Origin of the sequence: Anaeromyxobacter diazotrophicus, from assembly GCF_013340205.1 — a bacterium.
Classification (GTDB): Bacteria; Myxococcota; Myxococcia; order Myxococcales; family Anaeromyxobacteraceae; genus Anaeromyxobacter_A; species Anaeromyxobacter_A diazotrophicus.
The window spans coordinates 332,131-356,342 of record NZ_BJTG01000001.1; the positions used below are offsets into that span (position 1 = coordinate 332,131).

The 24,212-nt window shown below is 76.0% G+C and carries 28 protein-coding genes and 1 tRNA gene; 14 read left to right on the top strand and 15 right to left on the bottom strand.

The genetic code is table 11. From position 1 onward, the window contains the following. Positions 1-33 precede the first annotated feature (33 nt). The 13 genes from HWY08_RS01475 to hisD form a co-directional block, all read right to left on the bottom strand. Positions 34-105: transfer RNA gene (locus HWY08_RS01475), tRNA-Ile, on the bottom strand. Beyond that, entirely contained in the window at positions 105-2,501 is a 2,397-nt protein-coding gene (rpoD, locus tag HWY08_RS01480; protein ID WP_176062345.1) for an RNA polymerase sigma factor RpoD, read from the bottom strand. Before rpoD ends, HWY08_RS01475 begins: the two co-directional genes overlap by 1 nt. Then, complete coding sequence (dnaG, locus tag HWY08_RS01485; RefSeq protein WP_176062346.1) at positions 2,498-4,357, bottom strand: DNA primase; 1,860 nt, start codon at positions 4,355-4,357, stop codon at positions 2,498-2,500. Before dnaG ends, rpoD begins: the two co-directional genes overlap by 4 nt. A 37-nt stretch (positions 4,358-4,394) precedes the next feature. Beyond that, positions 4,395-4,844, bottom strand: coding sequence for a GatB/YqeY domain-containing protein (locus tag HWY08_RS01490; RefSeq protein WP_176062347.1), 450 nt, complete (start codon positions 4,842-4,844; stop codon positions 4,395-4,397). 8 nt (positions 4,845-4,852) lie between these two features. Further along, entirely contained in the window at positions 4,853-5,047 is a 195-nt protein-coding gene (gene rpsU, locus HWY08_RS01495; protein WP_176062348.1) for a 30S ribosomal protein S21, read from the bottom strand. Between the two features lie 110 nt (positions 5,048-5,157). Then, positions 5,158-5,499: a phosphoribosyl-ATP diphosphatase gene (gene hisE, locus HWY08_RS01500; protein ID WP_176062349.1), complete on the bottom strand. Its 342-nt coding sequence runs from the start codon at positions 5,497-5,499 to the stop codon at positions 5,158-5,160. A 4-nt stretch (positions 5,500-5,503) separates the two neighbouring features. Continuing rightward, positions 5,504-5,875 carry a phosphoribosyl-AMP cyclohydrolase gene (gene hisI / locus HWY08_RS01505; RefSeq protein ID WP_235969395.1) on the bottom strand — a complete coding sequence of 124 codons (372 nt, stop codon included), beginning with the start codon at positions 5,873-5,875 and terminating at the stop codon, positions 5,504-5,506. Beyond that, complete coding sequence (hisF, locus tag HWY08_RS01510; protein WP_176062350.1) at positions 5,872-6,624, bottom strand: imidazole glycerol phosphate synthase subunit HisF; 753 nt, start codon at positions 6,622-6,624, stop codon at positions 5,872-5,874. The genes hisI and hisF overlap by 4 nt, the downstream gene beginning before the upstream one ends. Further along, positions 6,624-7,349, bottom strand: coding sequence for a 1-(5-phosphoribosyl)-5-[(5-phosphoribosylamino)methylideneamino]imidazole-4-carboxamide isomerase (gene hisA / locus HWY08_RS01515; protein ID WP_176062351.1), 726 nt, complete (start codon positions 7,347-7,349; stop codon positions 6,624-6,626). The genes hisF and hisA overlap by 1 nt, the downstream gene beginning before the upstream one ends. Next, positions 7,346-7,951, bottom strand: coding sequence for an imidazole glycerol phosphate synthase subunit HisH (gene hisH, locus HWY08_RS01520; protein WP_176062352.1), 606 nt, complete (start codon positions 7,949-7,951; stop codon positions 7,346-7,348). The genes hisA and hisH overlap by 4 nt, the downstream gene beginning before the upstream one ends. Before the next feature lie 97 nt (positions 7,952-8,048). Continuing rightward, entirely contained in the window at positions 8,049-8,672 is a 624-nt protein-coding gene (gene hisB, locus HWY08_RS01525) for an imidazoleglycerol-phosphate dehydratase HisB (protein ID WP_176062353.1), read from the bottom strand. Next, positions 8,639-9,721 carry a histidinol-phosphate transaminase gene (gene hisC / locus HWY08_RS01530; RefSeq protein ID WP_176062354.1) on the bottom strand — a complete coding sequence of 361 codons (1,083 nt, stop codon included), beginning with the start codon at positions 9,719-9,721 and terminating at the stop codon, positions 8,639-8,641. Before hisC ends, hisB begins: the two co-directional genes overlap by 34 nt. Further along, a complete protein-coding gene (gene hisD / locus HWY08_RS01535; protein WP_176062355.1) occupies positions 9,718-11,106 on the bottom strand; it encodes a histidinol dehydrogenase in 1,389 nt (462 codons plus the stop codon). The genes hisC and hisD overlap by 4 nt, the downstream gene beginning before the upstream one ends. Before the next feature lie 96 nt (positions 11,107-11,202). On the opposite strand from hisD, the gene HWY08_RS01540 reads away from it, so the two are divergent. Beyond that, the gene (locus tag HWY08_RS01540) at positions 11,203-12,321 is read left to right on the top strand and encodes a VIT1/CCC1 transporter family protein (protein ID WP_176062356.1); all 1,119 of its coding nucleotides are present in this window, start codon (positions 11,203-11,205) and stop codon (positions 12,319-12,321) included. Here HWY08_RS01540 and HWY08_RS01545 read toward each other — a convergent pair. After that, positions 12,282-13,583 carry a peptidase MATCAP family protein gene (locus HWY08_RS01545; RefSeq protein ID WP_176062357.1) on the bottom strand — a complete coding sequence of 434 codons (1,302 nt, stop codon included), beginning with the start codon at positions 13,581-13,583 and terminating at the stop codon, positions 12,282-12,284. The two genes, HWY08_RS01540 and HWY08_RS01545, sit on opposite strands and share 40 nt — an antisense overlap. Before the next feature lie 154 nt (positions 13,584-13,737). Here HWY08_RS01545 and HWY08_RS01550 point away from each other — a divergent pair, with 154 nt between their 5' ends. From HWY08_RS01550 to HWY08_RS01610, 13 genes are all read left to right on the top strand, one after another. Then, positions 13,738-14,193 (top strand): hypothetical protein, encoded by a 456-nt coding sequence (locus HWY08_RS01550; protein ID WP_176062358.1) that lies wholly within the window; start codon positions 13,738-13,740, stop codon positions 14,191-14,193. 14 nt (positions 14,194-14,207) lie between these two features. After that, a complete protein-coding gene (locus HWY08_RS01555) occupies positions 14,208-14,552 on the top strand; it encodes a hypothetical protein (RefSeq protein WP_176062359.1) in 345 nt (114 codons plus the stop codon). An 11-nt stretch (positions 14,553-14,563) separates the two neighbouring features. Next, a complete protein-coding gene (locus HWY08_RS01560; protein WP_176062360.1) occupies positions 14,564-15,292 on the top strand; it encodes a secretion protein in 729 nt (242 codons plus the stop codon). Next, positions 15,289-15,555: a hypothetical protein gene (locus HWY08_RS01565; RefSeq protein ID WP_176062361.1), complete on the top strand. Its 267-nt coding sequence runs from the start codon at positions 15,289-15,291 to the stop codon at positions 15,553-15,555. The genes HWY08_RS01560 and HWY08_RS01565 overlap by 4 nt, the downstream gene beginning before the upstream one ends. A gap of 690 nt (positions 15,556-16,245) precedes the next feature. Continuing rightward, entirely contained in the window at positions 16,246-16,980 is a 735-nt protein-coding gene (locus HWY08_RS01570; RefSeq protein ID WP_176062362.1) for a DUF222 domain-containing protein, read from the top strand. Continuing rightward, complete coding sequence (locus tag HWY08_RS01575; RefSeq protein WP_176062363.1) at positions 16,977-17,378, top strand: HNH endonuclease; 402 nt, start codon at positions 16,977-16,979, stop codon at positions 17,376-17,378. The genes HWY08_RS01570 and HWY08_RS01575 overlap by 4 nt, the downstream gene beginning before the upstream one ends. Before the next feature lie 318 nt (positions 17,379-17,696). Then, positions 17,697-18,671: a FliM/FliN family flagellar motor switch protein gene (locus tag HWY08_RS01580; protein ID WP_176062364.1), complete on the top strand. Its 975-nt coding sequence runs from the start codon at positions 17,697-17,699 to the stop codon at positions 18,669-18,671. Next, complete coding sequence (locus tag HWY08_RS01585; protein WP_176062365.1) at positions 18,668-19,024, top strand: flagellar biosynthetic protein FliO; 357 nt, start codon at positions 18,668-18,670, stop codon at positions 19,022-19,024. The genes HWY08_RS01580 and HWY08_RS01585 overlap by 4 nt, the downstream gene beginning before the upstream one ends. Then, the gene (locus HWY08_RS01590; protein WP_176062366.1) at positions 19,021-19,698 is read left to right on the top strand and encodes an EscR/YscR/HrcR family type III secretion system export apparatus protein; all 678 of its coding nucleotides are present in this window, start codon (positions 19,021-19,023) and stop codon (positions 19,696-19,698) included. Before HWY08_RS01585 ends, HWY08_RS01590 begins: the two co-directional genes overlap by 4 nt. 6 nt (positions 19,699-19,704) lie before the next feature. Further along, a complete protein-coding gene (locus HWY08_RS01595) occupies positions 19,705-19,971 on the top strand; it encodes a flagellar biosynthetic protein FliQ (protein ID WP_176062367.1) in 267 nt (88 codons plus the stop codon). Beyond that, positions 19,968-20,759: a flagellar biosynthetic protein FliR gene (locus tag HWY08_RS01600; RefSeq protein ID WP_235969397.1), complete on the top strand. Its 792-nt coding sequence runs from the start codon at positions 19,968-19,970 to the stop codon at positions 20,757-20,759. Before HWY08_RS01595 ends, HWY08_RS01600 begins: the two co-directional genes overlap by 4 nt. Beyond that, on the top strand, positions 20,756-21,793 hold the full coding sequence (locus HWY08_RS01605) for an EscU/YscU/HrcU family type III secretion system export apparatus switch protein (RefSeq protein ID WP_176062368.1): 1,038 nt from the start codon (positions 20,756-20,758) through the stop codon (positions 21,791-21,793). Before HWY08_RS01600 ends, HWY08_RS01605 begins: the two co-directional genes overlap by 4 nt. Beyond that, positions 21,790-23,835, top strand: coding sequence for a flagellar biosynthesis protein FlhA (locus tag HWY08_RS01610; RefSeq protein WP_176062369.1), 2,046 nt, complete (start codon positions 21,790-21,792; stop codon positions 23,833-23,835). The genes HWY08_RS01605 and HWY08_RS01610 overlap by 4 nt, the downstream gene beginning before the upstream one ends. Here HWY08_RS01610 and HWY08_RS01615 read toward each other — a convergent pair. Continuing rightward, positions 23,832-24,194 (bottom strand): HU family DNA-binding protein, encoded by a 363-nt coding sequence (locus HWY08_RS01615; RefSeq protein WP_176062370.1) that lies wholly within the window; start codon positions 24,192-24,194, stop codon positions 23,832-23,834. The two genes, HWY08_RS01610 and HWY08_RS01615, sit on opposite strands and share 4 nt — an antisense overlap. Positions 24,195-24,212: the final 18 nt, after the last annotated feature.

A 24,212-nucleotide genomic window follows, 5' to 3' on the forward strand; every position in this document is an offset into this window, starting at 1 on the left:
TCGCGCCCGGTTTTTCGCCCGGCTCTCCGGGGATGGGCCCACCAGGATTCGAACCTGGATCCGATCGGTTATGAGCCGACAGCTTTACCGTTAAGCGATGGGCCCTAGTTCTCCACGAAGCTCTTGAGCCGCTTCGAGCGGCTCGGGTGGCGGAGCTTGCGCAGCGCCTTGGCCTCGATCTGGCGGATGCGCTCGCGGGTGACCTCGAAGTCCTGGCCCACCTCCTCGAGGGTGTGGTCGGACTTCTCGCCGATGCCGAAGCGCATGCGCAGGACCTTCTCCTCGCGCGGCGTGAGCGTGGCGAGCACCTTCCGCGTCTGCTCGGCCAGGTTCATGTTGATGACCGCGTCGGACGGGGAGACGATCGCCTTGTCCTCGATGAAGTCGCCGAGGTGGCTGTCCTCCTCCTCGCCGATGGGCGTCTCGAGCGAGATGGGCTCCTTCGCGATCTTGAGGACCTTGCGCACCTTGTCGAGCGGCAGCTCCATCTTCTCCGCGATCTCCTCCGGGGTGGGCTCGCGGCCCAGCTCCTGGACGAGGTAGCGGCTCGTGCGGATGAGCTTGTTGATGGTCTCGATCATGTGGACCGGGATGCGGATGGTCCGCGCCTGGTCGGCGATGGCGCGCGTGATGGCCTGCCGGATCCACCAGGTGGCGTAGGTCGAGAACTTGTAGCCGCGCTTGTACTCGAACTTGTCGACCGCCTTCATGAGGCCGATGTTGCCCTCCTGGATGAGGTCCAGGAACTGGAGGCCGCGGTTCGTGTACTTCTTCGCGATGGAGACCACGAGGCGCAGGTTCGCCTCGACCAGCTCGGTCTTGGCGCGCTCGGCGCGGCGCTCGCCCTCGCTGATCTGCCGGTAGGTGCGGCGCAGCTCCTCGACCGGGAGCATCGCCTCCTCCTGCACGCGCAGGATCTTGCGGATGGCGTTGCGCACCACGCGGTCGAGGTCCTCGAGCTCCTCCGGCGACAGGCGGAGCTTCTTCGCCAGCTTCTTCCGCTCGCCCTCGTCGGTGCGCGCGTCGCGCAGCAGGCGCTTCAGGTCCTTCACCGGCACGTCGACGCGGCGCTCGCAGTCGATGAGCTCGCGCTCGGCCTCCTCGACCCGCTTGATGAGGCCCTTGAGCTTCAGGACGATGCGGTCGATCTGCTTCTTGTTGAGCTGGATGGCCTCGAGGTTCTCGACCATCTGCATCTCGACGGCCTTGATGTCGGTCTTCAGCTCCTTCCGCTTCACCTCCGACATCTTCTTCGAGGCGAGGGTCTCCTTGATCTTGACGACGTCCTGCTCGAGCTTGCGGATGAGGTCGATGTGCTTCAGGACGTGCTCGACCTTGCGCTCCTCGTCCTTGGGGAGCTTGGGCGCGACCGGCTCGGCGCCGTCGCCCGCGGCCGCCCCGTCGCCGGCCGCCTCGACCGCCTCGCCGTCCCCGTCGCCCTCGACGGCGGCCTCGCTCTCCTCGGCCTCCTCCGCCTCCGGCTCGTCGGCCGACGACTCGTCGCCGGCGTCCTTGATGATCTCGCGGACGCGGATCTTGCCCTTCTTGAGGCGCTCGCCGAGGTCGAGGATCTCCTTGATGGCGATGGAGGACGCGAGCACCGAGGCGAGGACCTCCTTCTCGCCCTCCTCGATGCGCTTCGCGATCTCGACCTCGCCCTCGCGGGTGAGCAGGGAGACCGACCCCATCTTGCGCAGGTACATGCGCACCGGGTCGTTGGACTTCCCGTAGCCGGGGTCCTCCTCCTCCTTCTCCTCCGCCTCCTCCTCGTTCTTCGCCTCGGGCTGCTCCGGCGGCTTGTCGGGCAGCTTCATCTTCTTGGCGTCGTCGACCACCTCGATGTCGTGGTCGCCGAACATCGACATGACGTCGTCGATCTGCTCGGACGAGACGATGTCCGCCGGCAGCGCGTCGTTCACCTCGTCGTAGGTGAGGAAGCCCTTGTCGCGGCCGCGCTCCATGAGCGCCTTCACCTCGGAGCGCTCGGCCAGCTCGGGGTCGGCCTCGTCGTCGTCGTCCGCCTCGGCCTCGGCCTCCTCGGCCTCCTCGGCCTCGGCCGGCTTCGCCTCGTCGCGCTCCTCGGCCGGCGCCCCCTTGCGGGCGCGCTTCTCCTCGCCCGCGTCGGCGCGCGCGCCGTCCCGCTCCCCGCCCTTGCGGACCACGGGTTGCGCGGCGCGCTTCGGCTTCTTCTCCTGGAGCTCCTTCTCGGCCTTCTCGGCGTGCGCCGGGCGCACCGCGCGGGCGGCCTTCTTCTCGGGGGCGCGCGCCTCGCGCGCCGGGCGGGCGGCCTTCGCTCCCTTGGCCGCGCGCTCCCTCTCCGGGCGTTCGGGCCGTGACTTGGCCGGCCGCGCCTTCTTGTGCGGCTTCTTGGCGGCGTGAGACTTCGACGTCGTCATGGACGGACGCTCCTTGCGCTGCTCGGGAGAAGGGACTTTTGTAACCGGAGCGGACGGACCGAGCCCGCTGAACCTCTTGAGAATGTTCCGCAGCGCGCCTTTCATCCTCGCTCCAGTTTTTCGAGCCGTTTCTTCAACTCGGCGAGCCGGCGCCACGTCGCGATCTGCCGCGTCGCGAGGTCCGCCGGCGCGGGCGTGCCCGCCCGCTTCACCGCCTCGGTCAGGCGATCGTGCTCCTGCTCCACCGCCGCCAGCCGGGCCCGCAGGATGGCCTCGCGGAGCGCCCGCTCGGCCGCCTCGGTGGCGGGGCGGGCGGGGCCGAGGAGGTCGCGCACGTGGGCGACGTCCTTCGGCTGGAGGTGCGGGGCGAGCCGCTCCGGGAGCGCCTCCGCCGGGAGGGCGCCCTCGAGCAGCTCGCGCACCAGCGCCTCGAGCGGGCCGGCCTCGAACAGCGCCAGGAGGTGCTCCTCGCGGGCGAGCGCGGCGAGCTGGGGGAAGCTGGCGAGGAGCCCGAGCGCGTCCACCGCCGGTCCCCACAGGGCGCCGCGGGCGGCCGGCGCCGCGGGCCTGGCGCGGGGGGCGGGCGCCGGCTCCGGCGGGGTGAGCTGGTGCGGGCGGGAGGAGACCTCGGCGGCCGCGCCGCCGGCCTCGACCTCGGCCGCCAGCGCGGCGGGCGAGACGTCGAGGCGCTTCGCCACCCGCTCCTCGAAGAAGGTGCGGGCGAGCCCGGCCGGGACGAGCCCCAGGAACGGCTTCAGCTCGCGGAAGGCGGCCAGCTTGGACTCCATGGGCGCCGCGGCCGGCGCCTCGCCGCAGTGCACCCGCACCGCCCGCTCCAGCAGGAACTCGGTGAGCGGCGGCGCCGCGGCGACGAGCGCCTCGAGCGCCGAGAGGCCCTGGCTGCGGGCGAACTCGTCGGGGTCGACCTTGCCGCCGGCGGTCGGCAGGAGGGCGACCTTCCCGGTGACGCCGGAGGGGAGCAGCGCCTGGGCGGCGCGGGCGGGGGCGGCCTGGCCGGCCGGGTCGCCGTCGAACAGCAGCACCACCTCGCGGCAGTCGCACCGCTTGAGCAGCTCGACGTGCTCCGGGGTGAGCGCGGTGCCGCACACCGCCACCGCGTTCTTCACGCCCGCCTGGTGCAGGCCGATGACGTCGAAGTACCCCTCCACCAGCACCGCCTGCCGCGTGCGGCGGATGTGCTCGCGGGCGAGGTCGATCCCGTAGAGCACCTTGCTCTTCTTGTAGAGGACGGACTCCGGGGAGTTGATGTACTTGGCGAGCTTGTCGGGGGCGCCGGGCAGCACGCGCCCGCCGAAGCCGATCACCTCGCCGTCGAGCCCGGAGATGGGGACCATGAGCCGGGCGCGGAAGCGGTCGTAGCGGCCGCCGCCCTCGCGGTGCGCGACCAGGCCCGCCTTGTCGAGCGCGCCCTCGGTGACGCCCTTCGGCGCCAGCCGGGCGGTGAGGTCGTCCCACGCGGTGGAGGCGAGGCCCAGGCGGAAGCGCTCCACGGTCTCGCCGGTGAGCCCGCGCGAGGCGAGGTAGGCGCGGCCGACCTCGCCGTGGGCGCTCGCCAGGCGCGCCGCGAAGTAGCGGGCGGCGGCGGCGCACGCGGCGAGCACCTCGGCGCGCTCCTCGCGCCTCCGGCGCTGCTCGGCCGAGTCCTCCTCGCGCTCGGGGATCTCCACCCCGACCTCCGACGCCAGCGCGCGCACGATCTCTGGAAACTCCCTGCCCTGCAGCTTCTGCAGGAACTTGAAGACGTCGCCGTACTCCCCGCAGCCGTAGCACTTGAAGTGCCGGTCCTCCGGGTACACGTGAAAGCTGGCCGTCCGCTCACCGTGAAAGACGCAGCAGCCCTTCCACGTCCGGCCCGACCGCTTGAGCTCCATGTGGCGGCCGATCACCGCCACGATGTCCACGCGGCTGCGGATCTCGTCGATGACCGCTTCCGGGATCATGCCACCGCCACACCTCGGCGGGGGACGCGCCCCCGGCCTACGGCCTGGCGAGCCGCTGCTTCACGAGCTCGCTCACCGCCTTGCCCTCGGCCTTGCCCTGCACCTCGGGGAGCAGCTCCTTCATGACCTTGCCCATGTCCTTCGGGCCCTGCGCGCCCACGCGGGCGATCACCGCGTCGACGATCTTCGCCAGCTCGTCCGGCGCCAGCTGCGCCGGCATCCAGCCCTGCAGCACCGCGATCTCGGCCTCTTCCTTCCCGGCCAGGTCCTCGCGGCCGCCGGCCCGGTACTGCTCGACGGCGTCGCGGCGGCGCTTGATCTCGGAGGCGATGACGGCGTGCACGCCCGCGTCGTCGAGCGGCTTCATGAGCTCGATCTCGCGGTACTTGATGGCGCTCTTCAGCATCCGGACCGTGGACAGCTTGAGCTGGTCCTTCTCGCGCATCGCGGACTTCAGGTCCGCGTCGAGCTGCTCCTTGAGCGCCATGGGGCGGCCTAGAACGCCTTCCGCATCTTCTTGAGGGCGCGCTTCTTGGCGGCGAGCGCCTTCTTCTTGCGCTTCACGCTCGGCTTCTCGTAGTGCTCGCGCTTGCGGATCTCCGAGAGGATGCCGGCCTTCTCGCACTGCTTCTTGAAGCGCTTCATGGCGTTCTCGAACGACTCGCCATCCTTGACTCGCACACCCGTCATGCGTGGTTCCCTGGGGGAGAAGGTTCCGAAAAGGCGACAAGCCGGGCGGCAAAACGCCCGGCCTGTCGGGTGACTGAAGGGCCGTCTTTAAGACAAAAACCAGTTCGCGGTCAAGGGGTTTCGCCGGCCCCAGGACCCCCGGCCGGCCTGGGCGCGTGCCGGCGGGCGAGCTCGGCGTAGACCGCCTGGGGGGTCACGTCGGCCGACGCGAGCAGGACGAACAGGTGGTAGACGAGGTCGGCGGCCTCGTGCGCCAGGTGGTCCTTCGAGTCCTTGCCGTCGAGCAGCGCCTGGTGCGCCTCGTTCACCTCGTAGGCCTCCTCGGTGACCTTCTTCCGGATCTTGCTGGGGTTCCCGAGGAGCTTGCGGGTGTAGCTCTCGGCGGCGCCTTCGTCCGCCTTGCGCGACTCGATGACGGCCCAGAGCTGGGCGAGGAATTTTTCGTCGGCCATGTGATCACCGCTCGTGGTGGGGCGGGGGGTCTCCCGCCGCAGGATCCGGGTCGAAGCAGCTGCGGGCGCCCGTGTGGCAGGCGGGCCCGGCCTGGCGGACGGTGTAGAGCACGGTGTCCCCGTCGCAGTCCACCCGGATCGCGACCACCTCCTGGGCGTGCCCGCTCGTGTCCCCCTTGCGCCACAGCTCGCGGCGGCTGCGCGACCAGTAGACGGCCCGGCCGCCCTCGACCGTGAGCGCCAGCGCCTCGCGGTTCGCCCAGGCGAGCATGAGCACGGTGCCGTCCAGCTCCTGCGCGATCACCGGCACGAGCCCGCGCTCGTCGAACTTCACCCGGGCCAGCTCGCCCGGCGCGACCGCCACCTGCGCGCTCACGGCCGCACCTCGAAGCCGCGCTGGCGCAGGTACGCCTTCGCCTCGCCCACCGTGTACTCCCCGTCGTGGAAGATGCTGGCGGCGAGCGCGGCGTCGGCGTAGCGGAGCCCCTCGGCGAGGTGCTCGAGGGTCCCGACGCCGCCGGAGGCGATGACCGGGATGGAGACCGCGCCGCACACCTTCTCCAGCAGCTCCAGGTCGTAGCCGCCGCGTGTCCCGTCGCGGTCCATGCTGGTGAGGAGCAGCTCGCCCGCGCCCCGCCGCGCCACCTCGACCGCCCAGGCGACGCCCTCGAGGCCGGTGGGCTTCGTCCCGCCCGCGATGTAGACCTCCCAGCCGCCGGCCGGGCGCCGCTTCACGTCGATGGCGACCACGAGCGCCTGCGCGCCCGCCACCGCCGACAGCCGGTCGACGAGGCCGGGGTCCTTCACCGCCGCCGAGTTCACGCTCACCTTGTCGGCGCCGGCGCGGAGCAGCGCCACCATCTCCGCCTCGCTGCGCACGCCCCCGCCCACCGTCAGCGGGGCGAAGACGCAGGCGGCGGTGCGCTCCACCAGCGCGAGCAGCGTGCCGCGGTTCTCGCGGGTGGCGGCGATGTCGAGGTAGGTGACCTCGTCGGCGCCCTGCGCGTCGTAGCGGCTCGCCGCCTCGACCGGATCGCCGGCGTCGCGGAGGTTCTCGAAGTGGACGCCCTTCACGACGCGCCCGTCCTTCACGTCGAGGCAGGGGATGATGCGCTTCGCCGGCATCAGCGCCGCTCCTCGCCCGAGGCCGCCCGGAGCGCCTGCGGGAGCTCGATCCGGCCCTCGTAGAGCGCCTTGCCCACGATGACGCCGGCCAGGCCGGCGGCGCGGCAGGCGCGCACGTCCTCGAGCGAGGCGACCCCGCCCGAGGCGACCACCTCCACCCCGGCCTCGCGGGCGAGCCTGGCCGCGCCCGCCGCGTCGACGCCGGTGAACATGCCGTCGCGCGCCACGTCGGTGTACTCGACCAGCGCCACGCCCGCCGCCTTCACGCGCCGGGCGACCTCCGCCGCCGGGAGCCCGCTCCCCTGCTCCCAGCCGGCGACCGCCACCTCGCCCCCCTTGGCGTCGATGCCGCAGACGATCCGGCCCGGGAAGCGCGCGCACGCCTCGCGCACGAGCTCGAGCCGGTGCACCGCCGCCGTGCCGAGCACGGCGAAGGCGGCGCCGAGGTTCAGCACCCGCTCGACGTCGGCGAGCGTGCGCAGGCCGCCGCCCACCTCGAACGGCACCCCGGCCGCGGCGATGGCGCCGATCGCCTCGAGGTTCACCGGGCGCCCGGCCCGGGCGCCGTCGAGGTCGACCACGTGGATGCGCTGCGCCCCGGCGGCGCCGAAGCCGCGCGCCACCTCGGCCGGATCAGCGGCGTAGGCCTTGCGCGTCCCGAAGTCGCCCTTCTGGAGCCGCACCACCTCGCCGCCCATGAGGTCGATGGCTGGGAGGACGATCATGCCGGCTGGACCTTCACGAACCGCTCGAGGAGCGAGAGGCCGACCTGCTGGCTCTTCTCCGGGTGGAACTGGACCGCGAACAGGTTGTCCCGCGCGTACGCGGCGCAGTACGGCGCGCCGTGCACCGCCACCAGCGACACGCCGGGCACGTCCGCCGGCGCGGCGAAGGAGTGGGCGAAGTAGACGTACTTCCCGTCGAGCGGGCGGAAGAGCGGGTGGCAGGCGGCGGTGGCGCGCACCGGGCTCCAGCCGATGTGGGGCAGCTTCACCGTGTCGGGCAACCGCGCGATCTTGCCCGGGACGAGCCCGAGCCCACGCACGCCGCCGTGCTCTTCCCCCTCCTCGAAGAGGAGCTGCAGGCCGACGCAGATGCCGAGGACCGGCGTGCCGCGCCGCACCGCCTCGACGAGCGCCTCGGCGCAGCCGGAGGCGCGCATGGCGTCGGCGCAGGCCCTCATGGAGCCCTGCCCCGGCACCACCACCCGCTCGGCCCGCCGCACCGCCTCGGGGTCGCGCGTCACCTCCACCGCCGCGCCCACGGCGCGGAGCGCGTTCTCGACCGAGCGCAGGTTCCCGGCGCCGTAGTCGAGGAGCGCGATCACAACAGCCTCCTTTGAGCTGGGGGGATGAAGCCCCCCCAGACCCCCCGCTCGCTCCGGGCCAGCCTCCTCCGGCTGCCCCTGCGCTCGCCACGCGGGTTCACAGCGTTCCTTTCGTCGACGGCAGCCCGCCGCCCTCGACCGCGGTGGCGGCGCGCAGCGCGCGGGCGGTGGCCTTGAAGATGGCCTCCACCACGTGGTGCAGGTTGCGGCCGTAGCGGACGTTCACGTGCAGGCAGAGCGCGGCGTGGTTCACGAGCGCCTGGAAGAAGTCGCGGGTGAGGTCCACGTCGTAGGCGCCGATGAACTTCTTCCCGGAGGGCAGGTCGGCGTGGAAGGTGAGGTGCGGGCGGCCGGAGAGGTCGACCACCGCCTCCACCAGCGCCTCGTCGAGCGGCACCACCGCGTGGCCGTAGCGCGCGATCCCGGTCTTGTCGTGGAGCGCCTGCTTCAGCGCCTCGCCGACCGCGATGCCGACGTCCTCCACCGTGTGGTGGGCGTCCACCTGCAGGTCGCCCTCGGCCTTCACGGTGAGCGCCATGCCGCCGTGCTTCGAGAGCTGCTCCAGCATGTGGTCGAAGAACGGCACGCCGGTCGACACGTCGGCCGGGCCGGGCGCGAGCGCGAGCTCGAGCCGGACGTCGGTCTCGCGCGTCTTCCGCGCCACCTTGCCCGCGCGGCGGGCAGCTTTCACGCCAGGACGGCGCGCAGGGCTCGCAGGCACGCTTCGTTCTCCTCGGAGGTTCCGGCCGTGATGCGCAGGCAGTCGTGCAGCGGGCCGGGGCGGGACAGGTTGCGCACGAGGACGCCGCGCGCGAGCAGGGCCCGGAAGACGGCCGGCGCGTCCGCCACCCGCACCAGGACGAAGTTCGAGTCGCTCGGGAAGACGGTGAGGGCCGGCAGCGCCCGCAGCCCGGCCTCGAGCTCGCGGCGCCGCTCGGCCACCCGCCGGATGCGCGCGTCGAGCGCCGCGGGCTCGTCGAGCGCGGCGCAGGCGAGCGCGATCGAGACCGAGTTCACGTTGTAGGGGAGCCGCACCTTGTGCAGCTCGGCGATGGCGTCGGCCGGGCCGACCAGCGCGCCGAGCCGGAGCGCGGCGAGGCCGATCTTGGAGAGCGTCCGCATGACGAACAGCCCCGGCACCTCGCCCACCCGGCCGAGCTGCGTCGCCCCGCCGAAGTCGCCGTAGGCCTCGTCCACCACCGCCACGCCCTCCATCGCCCGCGCCAGCCGCTCCATGGCGCCCGCGTCGAAGCGGTTGCCGGTGGGGTTGTTGGGGGAGGCGTAGAAGGCGAGCGCCGGCCGCTCGCGGCGGATGGCCTCGAGCAGCGCCGCCTCGTCGAGCTGGAACCGCGCGTCGAGCGGCACCGGCAGCGGCACCGCGCCGTGGGCGAGCGCGATGGCCTCGTACTCGCCGAAGGTGGGCGCCGGGTAGAGCACCCGCGCCGCCCGGCCGTCGCGCCCGCCGCCGAAGGCGGTGAGCAGGATGGAGATGATCTCGTCCGAGCCGTTGCCGAGGAGGAGCTGCTCGGGCCGGACGCCCCAGCGCCGCGCCAGCGCCTCGCGCAGCGGCCGCGCCGAGACCTCCGGGTAGCGGTGGAAGGCGACCTTCCCGAGCTCGCGCTGGAAGGCGGCGAGCTCGTCCGCCTCGAGCGGGTAGGCCGCCTCGTTGGCGTCGAGCCGCACCAGCTCCCTCGGCGCGGTGGCGTAGTCGAACGGGCTGTAGAGCGACAGGTCGAAGACCGCCGGCCGCAGGTGCTCCTTCCAGCTCATCGCACCACCTTCAGCAGGCGGGGCTTCGCCTTCGTCCCTCTCCCCTTGCTCACCTTGCGCGGCGCGCTCGGGCGCGCCTTGCCCGCCGCCACCCTGAACCGGACCGCCCGCGCGTGCGCCTCGAACCCCTCTGCCGCCGCCAGCGCCTCCACCGCGGGCGCGACCGCCGCCAGCGCGGCTGGCGACAGGTCGAGCACGCTCATCCGCCGGCGGAAGGTGGCGACCGACAGCGGCGAGGCGAAGCGCGCCGTGCCCGCGGTGGGCAGGACGTGGCTCGGCCCCGCCACGTAGTCGCCCACCGCCTCCGGGGTGTTGGTGCCGGCGAAGACCGCGCCGGCGCGACGGATGCGCCTCACCCAGCGGGCGGCGTCGGGGAGGAGCAGCGCCAGGTGCTCCGGCGCGAAGTCGTCCGCGAGCGCCACCGCCTCCGCCACGTCGCGCGTCACCACCAGCGCGCCGCGCTCGGCGATGGAGCGGCCCGCGATCTCGCGGCGGGGGAGGTCGGCGAGCTGCCGGGCCACCTCCGCGTCCACCTCCTCGGCCAGCGCCGGGGACGGGGTGAGGAGCACCGGCACGGCGCGCACGTCGTGCTCGGCCTGCGCCAAGAGGTCGCTCGCCGCCTCGCGCGGGTCGGCCCTGGGCCCGGCCACCACCACCACCTCGGTCGGGCCGGCGATCATGTCGATGTCGACCTGCCCGAAGACGAGCCGCTTGGCTGCGGCCACGTAGGCGTTGCCGGGCCCGCAGATCTTGTCGACCGGCGGCACGGTGGCGGTGCCGTAGGCCATGGCCGCCACGGCCTGCGCCCCGCCGGCGCGGAACAGCTTCGCGACCCCGGCCACGTGGCAGGCGGCGAGCGTCCACAGGTCCACCTCGCCGGTGCCGCGCACGCCCGGGGAGCAGGCGACGATCTCGTCCACCCCGGCCACGCGGGCGGGGATGGCGGTCATGAGGATGGTGGAGGGGTAGCGGGCGGTGCCGCCCGGCGCGTAGACCCCCACCCGCCGGAGCGGCCGCGTCACCTGGCCCAGGGTGGCGCCGGCGCGATCGCGGAAGGTCTTCACCTCGGCGTCGATCTCGCGCTCGTGGAAGGCCGTGATCCGGCCGGCGGCGAGCTCGAGCGCCTGCCGCGCGGCGCGGGGCAGCTGGCGGAAGGCGGCCTTGAACTCGGCCGGGCCGAAGGCGAGCGCCTCCGCCGAGGCGGGCTTCCAGCCGTCGAACCGCTCGGTGAGCTCGAGGAGCGCGGCGTCGCCGCGGGCGCGCACGTCGGCGACCACGCGGGCCGCCGCCTCGCGCACGGGGCCCTCGTCCTCCTCCGAGCCGCGCGCGCACAGCTTCGCCCACGCCGCGGGGAAGCCGGGATCGGTGGTGTGCAGGGTCTTCAAGGTCGGCTCCGGTGCGAGCCGCTCTTTATAGCGAAAAGGGCGGGGGGAGGCGAGGCTCGCCCACACCGCGCCGGGGCGGCTTGATATCCTCCTCGCATGGCCCCCCGGACCGACCTCTGGCTGCAGAACCTCGTCGACGAGCGCGACGGCGCCGCCCTCTACGAGGGACTGGCGAACGTCGAGCGCGACCCGGCGCGTGCGCGGGCCTTCCGCGAGCTGGCCGAGGGCGAGCGCCGGCACGCCGAGATCTGGCACCGGAAGCTGCAGAAGGAGGGGGCCGCGCTCCCGCCCGACCGGCCGAGCTCGCGGGTGCGCGTCCTCATCTGGCTGGCGCGGCGGCTCGGGACCAACGCCGTGCTGCCGCTCGTGCTCGAGAACGAGAGCGACGACGCGGAGAAGTACCAGCAGCAGGGCGGCGAGGCCGAGGCCTCGGCGATGGCCGAGGAGGAGCGGAGCCACCGGGCGGTGCTGGCCGGCATGGGCGAGGGCCAGCCGCAGGGGGCGCGCTCGGCCATCGCGGTGCGCGAGCGGTGGCACCGCGGCGGCCGCGGCGGGTCCATCCGCGCCGCCATCTTCGGGATGAACGACGGCCTGGTCTCGAACCTGTCCCTGGTGCTGGGCGTGGCCGGCGCGGTGCACGACCCGCGCACGGTGCTCGTGACCGGCTTCGCGGGGCTGCTCGCCGGCGCCTCCTCCATGGCGGTCGGCGAGTACACCTCGGTGGCGAGCCAGCGCGACCTCCTGATCCGCCAGGTGGAGCTGGAGAAGCGCGAGATCGCCGAGGCACCGGAGGAGGAGGCGGCCGAGCTGGCGCTCATCTTCAAGCAGAAGGGGCTCTCCACCGAGCAGGCGAGCCGCACCGCCGCCGAGATCCTCAAGAACCCGGACCACGCGCTCGACACGCTGGTGCGCGAGGAGCTCGGGCTCGACCCGGAGGACCTCGGCTCGCCCACCCACGCCGCGCTCTCCTCGTTCCTCATGTTCGCGGTGGGCGCGACCATCCCGGTGCTGCCGTTCCTGTTCCTGCACGGGACGACCGCGGTGCTGCTCGCCTCGGGGCTGGCGGGGCTCGTGCTGGCGGCGGTGGGCGCGGTGGTGGGGTTCCTGGCCGGGACGAGCCCGGTCCGCTCGGCGGCGCGGATGGTGGGGCTCGCCGCGGTGGCGGCCGGCATCACTTACGGCGTGGGGCGGCTCTTCGGCGCGTCGGTCGGCTGAGCGCCCTCGGGCGCGGGCTCCCCCTCCGCCCACGCCTTCTTCCGCTCGCGCCGGCGCGCGTAGTAGCGGCTGATGGAGGGCAGGCTGAAGCGGTTCATCGTCACCGAGTGGGTGACCGTGGCGTTGAGGCGATCGACGTCGTCGAACCAGGCCGGCAGGTGCACCGGCCCGGCGCAGATCCCCTCCTCGACGAGGTCGCGCACCAGCTCCGCCTCGTCCACGCTCATCTTGCCCGCCAGGAACGCGCGCACGAGGTCGAGGTCGCGCCCCTCCAGCGCCGCGCGCAGGAAGTTGAAGGTGCGGCAGTACCCGCGCTGGTAGGCGACGTCCTTGGTGAAGGGCGCGCCGCCCTCCAGCACCCCGCCGCGGAAGACGCGCTCGCTCATCTGCGCCGCCTTCGGGGCGGGGAAGCGCGCCAGGAGGTAGCGGTACACCTCGAGGTAGTCGGCCCCGCGGGCGGCCATGTCCACGGCGATGGTGCGCTCGCCGAGCTCGATGTAGCGCTCGTCGGTGATGTAGCCGGAGAGGAACTCGGACACGATGCCCCCGCCCTCCTGCGACTCGATGTGGCGCGGCAGGCCGACGCCCATCACCGTCAGCACCGGCTGCGCGTAGCCGTTGGTGGAGGTGAGGACGTGCCACAGCCCCTCGTGGTGGGCGAGCGCGTGCACCTGGCGCGGGGTGAAGAGCGCGCCCTTCTTCAAGGTGACGCGGGTGGCGCCGGCGGCGGCGTTGGCGGTGAGGCGGGCGCGGACCACCACCTTCACCTGGCCGCCGAGGTAGGGCGCGCAGAGCGCCTCGACCTGCTTCGCCGCCTCCTCGGCGGTGAGCGTCGCCTCCTCGTTGCGGGCGCGCGGCCGGGCCGCCCACAGCCGGGCGATGGCGAGGTTGTCCACGGCGCTGTCGGGGAAGCGGTCGCGCGGGTCGCCGTAGATGCGGCGCGAGGCCTCGTAGAAGCGGCGCGTCCCGCGGGCAGCCAGCATCTGCACCGTGAGCGCGTACTCGTCGCACTTCTCGCGCAGGAGCGCCTCGACCGGGTTGCGGCCGCGGATCTGCCGCTTCAGCGCCCGCAGCTCCTTCAGCTTGGCGCCGGGGTCGAAGCCCAGCGGCGAGAGCTCGGGGCGCGGCAGCTCCTTCGCGCCCTGGCGGAAGAAGCGCTCGTGGACCGAGGCGTCCCAGTTGACCGCCTTGAGGATGCGGATGGGCCGCTGCGCCGCGACGATGGCGTCGGAGAGCTGCCGGAGCTGATCGGTCGCGGTCACCCCGAGGAACGCTAGCACGCCGGGCGGCCCGCGGCCGGCTCGCGCACGCGGCGGCCGCGGGCCGGACCCCCCGAGGCGCAGGGCGCCCGCGGCGGCGGGCGTTCCAGCGCGGCACGGCGGTTGCTCTGCCCGCGCCCGAAAGGAGCCTCACGCCATGGAACGCATCGGAACCCTCGTCGTCGCCCCCACCACCGAGCGCAAGGCCGAGCCGGACCGCTTCCGGGAGGCGCTGCGCGGCGCCGCCGGCGCGGCGGCGAGCGGGGTGGCCTCGTCGGTCGCGCTCGCCGCGCCCTTCGTGCCGGGGGGGCCGGTGCTGGCGGGGGCGGTGCGCGCTGCCGCCGCGCCGGCGCTCGCCTCCGCCGCGCGCGCCTCCACCGGCCCGGCCGCCGGGGCGGCGGCGGGTGCGGCCGGCGCGGGGGCGGCCGCCGACGCGGGCGGCGACGTCCTCGAGGCGACGCGCGTGCTGCAGCAGCAGGCCCAGACCTTCAACCTCCAGTACCTGCAGCTCCAGGAGGCGATGCAGCGCGAGAGCCGGGAGTTCACCTCGGTCACCAACGTCATGAAGGTGAAGCACGACAGCGCGAAGGCCGCCATCAACAACATCCACTGAGCGTCTCCCCGACCATGGCCGCCCTCCCCATCTCGCCCGCCGCGGCCGCCGCCACCTCGGGCGCGGTCGCCGCCCCGCGCGCCAGCTTCGGCGCGGCGCTGCGCGCCCAGGTCTCCGCCCTCCCCTGCGCCGCGCCGGCGCCCCACCCGGCGCGCGCGGCGCTCGCCGCGGTCGAGCAGGCGCGCCAGCGGCTCGACGCGGTGCTGGCGGCGGCGCGGCGGGGCCGCACCTTCAGCGCCCACGAGCTCCTCGCGCTCCAGGCCGACGCCTACCGCTACTCGCAGACGGTGGAGGTGGCGTCCCGAGTGGTGGAGCAGGGCGCCCAGTCGGTGAAGCAGGCCGTCAACACGCAGGTGTGAGGGAGGCCCCGATGCGCTGGTCCCCCGCGCTCCTGCTCCTCCTCGCCGCCGGCTGCGGCGGGGAGGAGATCCTGCACGGCCTGGAGGAAGGGCAGGCGAACCAGATCCTGGTCGCGCTGGACGAGGACGGGGTGCGGGCGGAGAAGCGGCGCGACGAGGGGAGCGAGGGCGCCTGGCGCGTCGAGGTGGAGCGGGCCGAGGCGCCGCGCGCGCAGCGGCTGCTGGCGGAGCGGGAGCTGCCGCGGCCACGGCCGCCGGGCTTCGGGGAGGTGTTCGGGAAGGGCAGCGTCGTGCCGACCCCCTCCGAGGAGCGGGCCCTCTACCTGCACGCGCTCTCGGGGGAGCTGGCGCGCAGCGTCGAGGCGATCGACGGGGTGATCGAGGCGCGGGTGCACCTGGCCTTGCCGCCGCAGGACCTGCTGCGCGCGGAGCCGGCCCCGCCGCCGCGCGCGGCCGTGCTGGTGAAGGCGCGGCCGGGGGCGCGCGGGCGGCTCGAGGCGCTCGCGCCGGGCCTCCAGGCCCTGGTGGCGGGGGCGGTGGCGGGGCTCGAGCCGGCCGCGGTATCGGTGGTCGTCGCGGAGGCGGCCCCCGGCCTCCCGCCGCCGCGCCCGTCCGGCCGCGGCCGCGCGCTCCTGCTGGCGCTCGCCGGCGCCACCGCCCTCCTCGGCGCGGGGCTCGCGGCGGCGCCGTACCTCGGCCGCCCCTGGCGGTCGCTGCGCTGGCCGCGGAAGGCCGATTGACCCCGGCCCTCCGGCGCCTCGCCGCCCTGTCGGCCGCGCTCGCGCCGGAGGCCGCGGAGCGCTGGCTGCTGCTCGTCTCGCGCGACGGGCCCGCCGCCGCCTCCCTGGCCGCCGAGCTGGCGCGGGGCGGGCGCGAGGCGCGCGTGGCCGCGGTGGCGGCCGCGTTCGCCGGCGACGAGCCGCCCCCGCGGACCGTGCCGGTGCACGCTCTCCTCCAGCGGCTCGAGCGCGAGGAGCGCGAGGGCCGCCTGCACTCTCGGTGACGCCGCCTCTCGAGGTGCGGCCCCCTCTCCCTGCCCTCTCCCCGGCGGGGGAGTAGGAGGTGAGTGCGCGCGAGTCCTGCTCCCCTCGCCCCGCGGTGCTCCCCTCGCCCCGCGGAGCGGCTCATGATTTCATCACATCCTCGCGGAAGCCTCGAGGCGGCGGGATCCCGCGGGTCCCTCTTCTCCATCGCCCCGCGCAGCGGGGAGAGGGCCGGGGAGAGGGGCGTCGCAACCCCGCCCGCAGCTCGGAGCGGTTTCGCGCGAGCTGGCGGGGTTCGGCAGGGAGGGGCGCGGCAGGTGGGCGGGCGGCGCCGCGCTGGCGGGCGCGGCCGTTGGGCGGACGTCGCACGCGAGGCGGGGCCGCGCGTCCGACGCGGCGGTGCGTGGCCCGGCTCACGACGTGTCCCCAGGGTGAATACGCGGGGCTGCGGCGGATGCGGGCCGGGCACCGACATTCACCTATCGTAATCATCGTCTGGGTCGTGCCACATGGGAGCTTGACGCGTTTCCGCGCGGATCGCGCTTCGGCGGACGCGAAGGCGCGAGGAAGCCTCTCCCGCAACCGCACCGAGCCGCTCCGAGGCGCGGCGGCCGGCCGAACCCGTTCTCGCCGCGTCCGCCCTCCGAACGGCCCCGGCGCGAACCTCGTGCGTCCGGGGAGGCCGCGAAGACGCATGAGACACTCTCGGTATGACCGACGCCCGCGCGCTCTCCCGCCGCATCGCCTCGCTCCTCGCCGAGGAGCGGAACCGACTCGCCGAGTTTCTCGTCGCCCTGGCGGACTTCGACCGTCAGCGCGGGTGGGGCACGCTCGGCTACGCCTCGCTCTTCCAGTACCTCGAGCGCGAGCTCCGGCTCACGAGCAGCGCCGCCGCCCGGCGGATGACCGCGGCCGCGCTCGTCCAGCGCTTCCCGGCGGTCGTGGAGCCGCTCCGCGACGGCCGCGTCTGCATGTCGGTGGTGTACGAGCTCTCGAAGGCGCTCACCCCGGAGAACGCGAGCGAGGTGCTGCCGCGCTTCTACGGGCTCTCGAAGCGCGAGGCGGAGGCGCTCGTCGCCGAGCTCAGGCCGGTCGCGAATCCGCCGCGCCGCGAGGTGGTCTCGGGGCTCGCGCGCACCGCGCCGCCGGCGCGTGTCAGCGCGCCCGCGGAGTCGCAGGCCGCCTCGCCTGTACCCGAACGGACTTCGCCGGGGGTACAGCGAGACGCAGACCTCTTCTCCGCGCCGGCTCGCCCGCGCGATGAGGTGGTGCCCCTCGACGCTGACCTCCGCCGCTACCACCTCGCCGTCTCGAAGGCGTTCCTCGCCAAGCTCGACGCGGCCAAGGACGCGCTCTCCCACGCCATCCCCGACGGCGACACCGAGGCGGTGCTCACCGCCGCGCTCGACCTCCTCCTCGAGAAGGCCGCCGACGCGGCCTCGTGAAGAAGCCGCGGGCAGCGCCTTCCACGCCCTCCGCTGACCCGCGCCACGTCCCGGCGGCGGTCGCGCGGGAGGTGTGGAAGCGGGACGGCGGCCGCTGCAGCTTCCGCCTGCCGGACGGGAGCGTCTGCGGCTCGACCAGGCGGCTCGAGCTCGACCACATCCAGCCGGTCGCGCTCGGCGGGCGCAGCACCGCCGACAACCTGAGAGTGGCTTGCTGGGATCACAACTCCCTGCACGCGGAGCACGTCTTCGGCAGGGAGCACATGGAACAGTTCCGGAAGGACGCGGGCCGGAGCGCTCCAGCTCTCGCTGGCGGAAGCACTTCAGGGGCGCGCGGCGAGGAGGCGGAAGCCGCTGGCTCGACGCTCACGCCGCGACGGCGCGGTACCGGATCGTGAGCCGATCTCGCGGACGGCGCCGCGGACGTGGGGGCGGCGCCTCGCCGGCGGCGCTCGCCGGACGGTGCCGCCTGGCTCGACGAGGCGGCGACCGCTGGACGGCCACGCACCTCTCGGCCGGCTGTGACGTGCCTAGGCCGACTTGTGGCGAATCATGAGGCGCAGCGGGGAGAGGGGCCTCTCGGCGGCGCTCGCCTCCGCGGACGCCCCTCGGACCACGCGTTCGGTCGCCGGACCCGCCCGTCCCATCGCTCCTCGAGTAGACGCACGTTTTCCACGCCCGAAGCCTGGCACGTTCCGTGAAGCAGCGCCTCCCCGATGCCGCTCTCCGCTCTCCCCCTCGCGACGCGCGGCGCCGCCCTGCTCTCCCCCGGGGCGCGCGCCGCCGGCGCGGAGGCGAGCCGGGCCGCGGCGGCGGCGCTCACCGCGCTCCTGGGGGCGGCGGTCGAGATCGCCGGCACCCCGCTCTCCGGCCCGGGCGCGGCGCTGACGGGGATGGCGGCGGTGGAAGTCGCGCTCGAGGGCGCCGGCGGCTGCGCCGTCCTGGAGGTCGACGCCCTGCTCCTGGCGCGCGCGCTGGAGAGGCTCGGCGGCGAACCGGTCCGCACGCCCGCCGCGCGGCGGCCGACCGGTCGGGAGCTGGCGCTCCTCGACCTCTGCACCCTGGCGGCGCTCGACGCCGTGCGCGGCGGGCCCGTCGAGGCGCTCGTCCCCCGGCTGGCGCTGGGCGGCGGCGCCGCGCCCGAGCCCGGCGCGCTGGTGGTCGCGCTCGAGCTGGGGCTCGGCGAGGAGCGCGCGCGGGGTCGCCTGCTCGTCCCGGCCGCCGCGCTGCGGGCGCTCTCGCGGCCAGGCGCGCCGACCGCCGCCGCCGCCGAGCTCCCGCTCGAGCTCGCGCTCCGGCGCGGGGCGATGTCGCTCGCGCGGGCCGACCTCGACCTGCTCGGGCCCGGCGACGTGCTCCTCCTCGATCCAGGGGAGCCGGACGAGGCGCTGGTCCTGCCGGGCGGGCTCGCGCTCCACGGCCGGCTCGAAGGCTCCCTCTTCCACGTCCAGGAGATCGCGATGACCGAGACCCAGGCCTCCTACCCGCTCACGCTCTCCGTCGAGGTGGCGCGGGTGACCGTCACCTTCGGCGAGCTGGCGCGGCTCGAGCCGGGCGCGGTGCTGGCGCTCGACGTCCGGCGTGGCGGCGCGGTGGTCCTGCGCGCCGGCGAGCGGGCGCTGGCGCGCGGCGAGCTGGTCGACGTGGACGGGGCGCTCGGGGTGCGCGTCGTCGAGCTGGAGGGGCGGTGAGGCCGTGGAGCCTGCCGGCGGCCGCGGGGCCGCGCGCCCTCGCCGTCGCGGGGGGCGGCGCGCTCGCCCTGCTGGCCGCGGCCGCGGCCGGGGAGCTCGGCCGCGGGGCGGCCCTCGCCACCGGGCTCTGCGGCCTCGCGATCGCCCTCCTCGCCTGGCGCGGCGCCGGCCAGCCCGCGGGCGCGGCGCCGGAGCTCCGCGTCGCCGAGCGCCACGCGCTCGGCCGCGACGCCGGGGTGGCGCTGCTCGCCACGGGCGAGCGCCGGCTGGTGGTCGGCTACGGCGCCGCCGGGGTGACGCTCGTCGCGGAGCTGCCCCCCGCCAGGCCCGCGGGGCCGGGAGACCGGACGTGACCCCGCTCGCGCTGGCGGCTCCGCCCGCGGGCCTGGCCGAGCGCCCGGCCGACCTGCTCGTGCTGCTCGGCGCGGCGGCGCTCGTCCCGGCGGGGCTCGTCGTCCTCACCTCGTTCCTCAAGATGGCCGTGGTCCTCTCGCTGACCCGGTCGGCGCTCGGCGCTCCGCAGATCCCGCCCTCCTCGGCGGTCACCGGCCTCGCGCTGCTGCTCACGCTGGTGGTGATGGCGCCGGTGGCCGAGGAGTCGTGGCGCCTCGCCCGGGCGGTGCCGGCGGGCGGGATCGACCGCACGCTCGAGGCCGCGGCCGCCGCGGCCGAGCCGCTGCGCGGGTTCCTCGGGCGGTTCGCGCGGCCCGACGACCGCGAGACCTTCCTCGAGCTGGCGCGGCGCGCGCGCCCGCCGGGCGGCCGCGCCGCCGTGGGCGGCACCGACTTCGCCGTGCTCGCGCCGGCGTTCGTCGTCTCCGAGCTGCGGCGCGCCTTCACCATCGGCTTCCTGGTGTTCCTCCCCTTCCTGGTGGTCGACCTGCTCGCCGCCAACGTCCTCCTCGCGCTGGGGCTGACGCAGCTCTCGCCCACGACCGTCGCGCTCCCGTTCAAGCTCCTCCTCTTCGTGGCGGTGGACGGCTGGAAGCTCGTCGCCCGCGGCCTCGTCCTCGGATACCTCGCCTGAGGGGCCGTGGAATCGACGCTCCTCGCCCTGGGCCGCGAAGCCGTGCTGCTGGCGCTCCTCGTCTCGGCGCCGCCGCTGCTGGCCGCGCTGCTGGTGGGGCTCGCCACCGGCGTCCTGCAGGCCGCCACGCAGGTGCAGGACCCGGCGCTCGGCGTCGTCCCCCGGCTCGCCGCGGTGCTCGTGGCGCTGGGGGTGGCCGGGCCGTGGATCGGCGCGCGCCTGTCGCGCTTCGCGGCGGCGTGCCTCGAGCTCGTGCCCCGGGTGGCGCCGTGACCGCGACCCCGCTCCTCGACGCGGTGGCGCCGCTCGTGCCGGGGGCCGCCGCTGCGGCGCTGCACGGGGTCCGCCTGCTGCCGGCCGCGCTCCTCTGCCCGTTCCTGGGCGGCCCGCTCGTGCCGCCCGCCGTGCGCGGCGCGCTCGCGTTCGGCCTGGGCGCGAGCGCCTGGTCCGCCGCCGGCGGCGGCGCCTTCGCGGGCGGCGCCCGCGAGCTCCTCGCCGCCGCCGCCCGCGAGCTCGCGCTGGGCGCCGGCCTCGGATTCCTGGCGGGCCTCCCCTTCGAGGCGGCGCGCGCGGGTGGGCGGCTCGTCGACACGCTGCGCGGCGCCACCCTCGCCGAGCTGCACGTCGCGCCGCTGCGCCAGCGCGAGTCCGCCGCCGGCGACCTGCTCACCCAGTGGATGGTGGTCCTGGCCGCGGCCGCCGGCGGCGACCGCCTGGTAGTGGCGGCGCTCCTCGACAGCTTCCGCGCCGCTCCGGTGGGCGCGGGCGCGCTGCCGCCGGGGCTGCTCGAGGCGGGGCTGCGCGGGGCGGGCGAGCTCCTGGCGTGCGCGGTCGCGCTCGGCGCCCCCGCCGCGGCCGGGGTGCTGGCCGCCGACCTCGCCGTGGCCCTGGCGCTCCGCGCCGCGCCCCAGCTGGCGCTCTCGCCCGCGGCCCAGCCCGCCCGCGCCGCGCTGGGCCTCCTGCCGCTCGCGCTCGGGGCGGCCGCGCTGGCGGGCCGGCTCACCGCCGCGGTGGCGCTCGCCGCCGGGCTCCTGCGCGGCGCCGCGGCGGGGGCCCCGTGAGCGAGCGCACCGAGCAGCCGACGCCGCGGCGCCTGCGCGAGGCGCGCCGCCGCGGCGAGGTGGCGAGCTCCCGCGAGCTCACCGGCGCCGCGGCCCTCGCCGCCGGGCTGGCGGCGCTCGCGGTGACGGGCCCCGGCGCGGCGCGCGCGCTGGCGGCCCTCCTCCGGCGCGCGCTCCTGGAGGCCATCGGCCCCGCCCCGTCACCGGCGCCGGCCGCCGCCCTGCTCCGCGCCACCGCCGCGCTCGCCGCCGCGGCGCTCCCGCCGTGCGCCGCCGCGGGGGCGGGCGCGCTCCTCGCCGGCCTCGTCCAGACGCGGGGGCTCTTCGCGCCGGAGGCGCTCCGCTTCCGGCCGGAGCGCCTCGACGTGGCGCGCGGGCTCGCCCGGCTCGCGTCCGGCGGCCGGCTCGCCGCGCTCGGCCTCGCCGCCGCCAAGGCCGCCGCCGCGCTGGCGCTGGCGGCCGGCCTGGTGCGGGCCGCGCTGCCGCAGGCGCTCGCCGCCGCGCGCCTCGCGCCCGCGCAGCTCCTGCGCCTCCTCCCGGCCCTCGCGCTGCGGGTGGCGCTCCCCGTCCTCGGGCTGCTGGTCGCGCTCGGCCTCCTCGACCTCGCCCTGGCGCGCTGGCGGCTCCACCGCAGCCTGCGCATGACCCGCGCCGAGGTGCAGCGCGAGCGGCGCGAGGACGAGGGCGACCCGCGCCTCGTCGCGGAGCGGCGGCGGCTGGCGCGGGCGGGCGGCGCCGGGCCGCTGCGCCTGGCGACCTGCCTGGTGGTGAACCCCACCCACGTGGCGGTGGCGCTGCGGCACGAGCCGCACCGCGACGACCCGCCGTGGGTGCTGGCGAAGGGGATCGGCGCGGCCGCGGCGCGGCTGCGCACCGAGGCGCGGCGGGCGGGGGTCCCGGTGGTACGCGACCCCGCGCTGGCGCGCGCGCTCTTCCGCCTGGCCGAGGTCGGCGACGCGATCCCGGAGGAGCTGTACGACGCCGCCGCCGCGGTCCTCGTCCACGTCCGCGCCGGCGCCCAGGAGGGCGGGTGAACCCGCTCCACCGCCTGGCCGGCCGGCTCCGGGGCGGCGCGGACGTGGCCCTGGCGCTCCTCGCGCTCGCCACGGTGAGCCTGCTGGTGGCGCCGCTCCCGGCGTGGCTGCTCGACCTCGCCCTGGCGGCGAACCTGGCCCTCTCCGCGACCGTGCTGGTGGTGGCGCTCTCCGCGCGCGACGCGCTCGGCTTCGCGAGCTTCCCCACCCTGCTCCTCTTCACGACCCTGCTCCGGCTGGCCCTCGAGGTGAGCTCGACGCGGCTCGTGCTGGCGCGCGGCGAGGCGGGCCGGGTGGTGCAGGCGTTCGGGCGCATCGCGGTGGCGGGCGACTACGTGGTGGGGGCGGTCATCTTCGCGATCCTGACGCTGGTGCAGCTCCTCGTGGTGACGAAGGGCGGCGAGCGGGTGGCCGAGGTGGCGGCGCGCTTCACGCTCGACGCCATGCCCGGCAAGCAGCTGGCGATCGACGCGGACCTGCGGGCGGGGGCCATCGATCCGGCGGAGGCGCGCCGGCGCCGGCGGGCGCTGGAGCGCGAGGGGCAGCTCTACGGCGCGATGGACGGCGCGCTCAAGTTCGTGAAGGGGGACGCGCTGGCAGGGATCGCCGTCGTCCTCGTCAACGTCTGCGGCGGCCTCGTCGCGGGGCTCGTCCGAGGCCTGCCGCTCCGGGCGGCGGCGCAGCGGTACGCGCTGCTCGCCATCGGCGACGGGCTCGCGGCGCAGGTCCCGGCCCTGCTCGTCTCCATCGCGGCCGGGGTGGTGGTGACGCGGGTGGCCGCGGAGGAGGAGGGCGGCAGCCTGGCCCAGGACCTCGGCCGCCAGCTCTTCTCCGATCCGCGAGCGCTCGGCGCGGTGGCGGCGCTCTGCCTGGGGCTCGCGATCGTGCCGGGCCTCCCCGCGGGGCCGTTCGCGGCGCTCGCGGCCGCGGCCGCGCTGGCGGCCTTCCTCGCCGGCCGGGGCGAGCGCGGCGCCGCGCGGGCGGGCCGCGCGGGTGCGCCGAGGGGGGCGGGCTCGCTCCCGCTCGCCGCCGCCCCCGCGCAGGCCCCGTCGCCGCTCGCGCTCGAGCTGGCGGAGGACCTCCTGCCGCTGGCGGCGAGCGCGCTCGGGCGCGAGCTCCTCCCGGCGGTGCGGCGGGAGGCCTCCGCCGACCTGGGGCTGCCGCTCCCTCCGCTCGCGCTCCGCGCCGCCCCGCTGCCACCCGGCGGCTGGCGGCTGCTCGTCGACGAGGTCCCCGCCGCGGCGGGCCGCGCGCCGGCGGGCGAGTGGCTCGCGCTCATCGACCCCGCGGAGCTGCACGCGGTCGGCATCGGCGCCGCGCCCGAGGTGGAGCCGCTCACCGGGAGCGCGGCCGCGCTCGTGGGCGAGGCCGAGGTGGCGCGCGCGAGCGCGCTCGCGCCGCTGCGGGGGCCGGCGGAGCGGGTCGCGGCCGGCGTGGCGGCGGGCCTGCGCCGGCACGCCCACGACCTCGTCGGCGTGCAGGAGGTGCAGGCGCTGCTCGACGAGCTCGAGGCCACGCAGCCGGCGCTCGTGCGCGAGGTCGCGCGCCAGGTCCCGGCGCCGCTCCTGGCCGAGGTGCTGCGGGCCCTCCTGGAGGAGGGCGTTCCCCTGCGCCCCCTGCCGCGCATCCTGGAGGCGCTCCTCGAAGCGGGCGGCGCGCCCCGCGGCGCGGCCGCCCTGGTGGACGGCTGCCGCCGGGCGCTGCGCCGGCACCTCGCTCACCGCTACGCCGGGGCTGGGTCGCTCGAGGCGGTGCTCCTCGACCCAGCCGCCGAGGCGGCGCTGCGCGAGGCGCTGGCCGGGAGCGTGGCCGCGCTCGATCCGCGCGCCGCCGACGGGCTCCTGGACGAGCTCGCGCGGGCGCTCGCGGCGCCCGACGCGCGGAACCCCGTGCTGCTCGCGGCCTCGGACGTGCGGCGGCCGCTCCGCCAGCTCGTGGCGGCCCGCTTCCCGAGGCTGGCGGTGCTGTCCTACGAGGAGCTTCCGGCGACCTGCCCGGTGAGGCCGGTCGGGAAGCTGGCGCTGCCCGCGGCCGAGGGCTAGACCGCGCCGCCGGCGGCGACCGGCGGGGTGCTCGCGCCGGAGTCGTCGTCCTTGTCGTCGTCGTCGACCGGGAGCGCGCCCTCGATGCGGTTCACGCGGTCGCGGAGCTCCTTGCCGGTCCGGAAGAGGATGCCCCGCTTCGGCTTCACCGGGATCACCTCGCCCGTCTTCGGGTTCCGGCCCTGGTAGCCCTCGTAGTGCTTGACGTGGAACGCGCCAAGCCCGCGGATCTCGATGTTTTCTCCCTTGCACAGGGCCGTCTTCATCGACTCGAAGATGGTCTCGATGGTCGACTCGGCCTGCTTCTGCGTGACGCCGCGCTTCACGACGAGGATGTTGATGAGATCCGACTTGAGCATCGAGGCGCTCCGGCGCGA

Bases quoted from the DNA above. Each gene is read 5' to 3' on its own strand.
- HWY08_RS01560 (WP_176062360.1), top strand. From the start codon at position 14,564: ATGCGCTGGTCCCCCGCGCTCCTGCTCCTCCTCGCCGCCGGCTGCGGC.
- rpoD (WP_176062345.1), bottom strand. From the start codon at position 2,501: ATGAAAGGCGCGCTGCGGAACATTCTCAAGAGGTTCAGCGGGCTCGGT.
- HWY08_RS01555 (WP_176062359.1), top strand. From the start codon at position 14,208: ATGGCCGCCCTCCCCATCTCGCCCGCCGCGGCCGCCGCCACCTCGGGC.
- HWY08_RS01490 (WP_176062347.1), bottom strand. From the start codon at position 4,844: ATGGCGCTCAAGGAGCAGCTCGACGCGGACCTGAAGTCCGCGATGCGC.
- hisE (WP_176062349.1), bottom strand. From the start codon at position 5,499: ATGGCCGACGAAAAATTCCTCGCCCAGCTCTGGGCCGTCATCGAGTCG.
- HWY08_RS01570 (WP_176062362.1), top strand. From the start codon at position 16,246: ATGACCGACGCCCGCGCGCTCTCCCGCCGCATCGCCTCGCTCCTCGCC.
- rpsU (WP_176062348.1), bottom strand. From the start codon at position 5,047: ATGACGGGTGTGCGAGTCAAGGATGGCGAGTCGTTCGAGAACGCCATG.
- hisC (WP_176062354.1), bottom strand. From the start codon at position 9,721: ATGAGCTGGAAGGAGCACCTGCGGCCGGCGGTCTTCGACCTGTCGCTC.
- dnaG (WP_176062346.1), bottom strand. From the start codon at position 4,357: ATGATCCCGGAAGCGGTCATCGACGAGATCCGCAGCCGCGTGGACATC.
- HWY08_RS01615 (WP_176062370.1), bottom strand. From the start codon at position 24,194: ATGCTCAAGTCGGATCTCATCAACATCCTCGTCGTGAAGCGCGGCGTC.
- HWY08_RS01540 (WP_176062356.1), top strand. From the start codon at position 11,203: ATGGCCCCCCGGACCGACCTCTGGCTGCAGAACCTCGTCGACGAGCGC.
- HWY08_RS01550 (WP_176062358.1), top strand. From the start codon at position 13,738: ATGGAACGCATCGGAACCCTCGTCGTCGCCCCCACCACCGAGCGCAAG.
- HWY08_RS01580 (WP_176062364.1), top strand. From the start codon at position 17,697: ATGCCGCTCTCCGCTCTCCCCCTCGCGACGCGCGGCGCCGCCCTGCTC.
- hisF (WP_176062350.1), bottom strand. From the start codon at position 6,624: ATGCCGGCGAAGCGCATCATCCCCTGCCTCGACGTGAAGGACGGGCGC.
- hisA (WP_176062351.1), bottom strand. From the start codon at position 7,349: ATGATCGTCCTCCCAGCCATCGACCTCATGGGCGGCGAGGTGGTGCGG.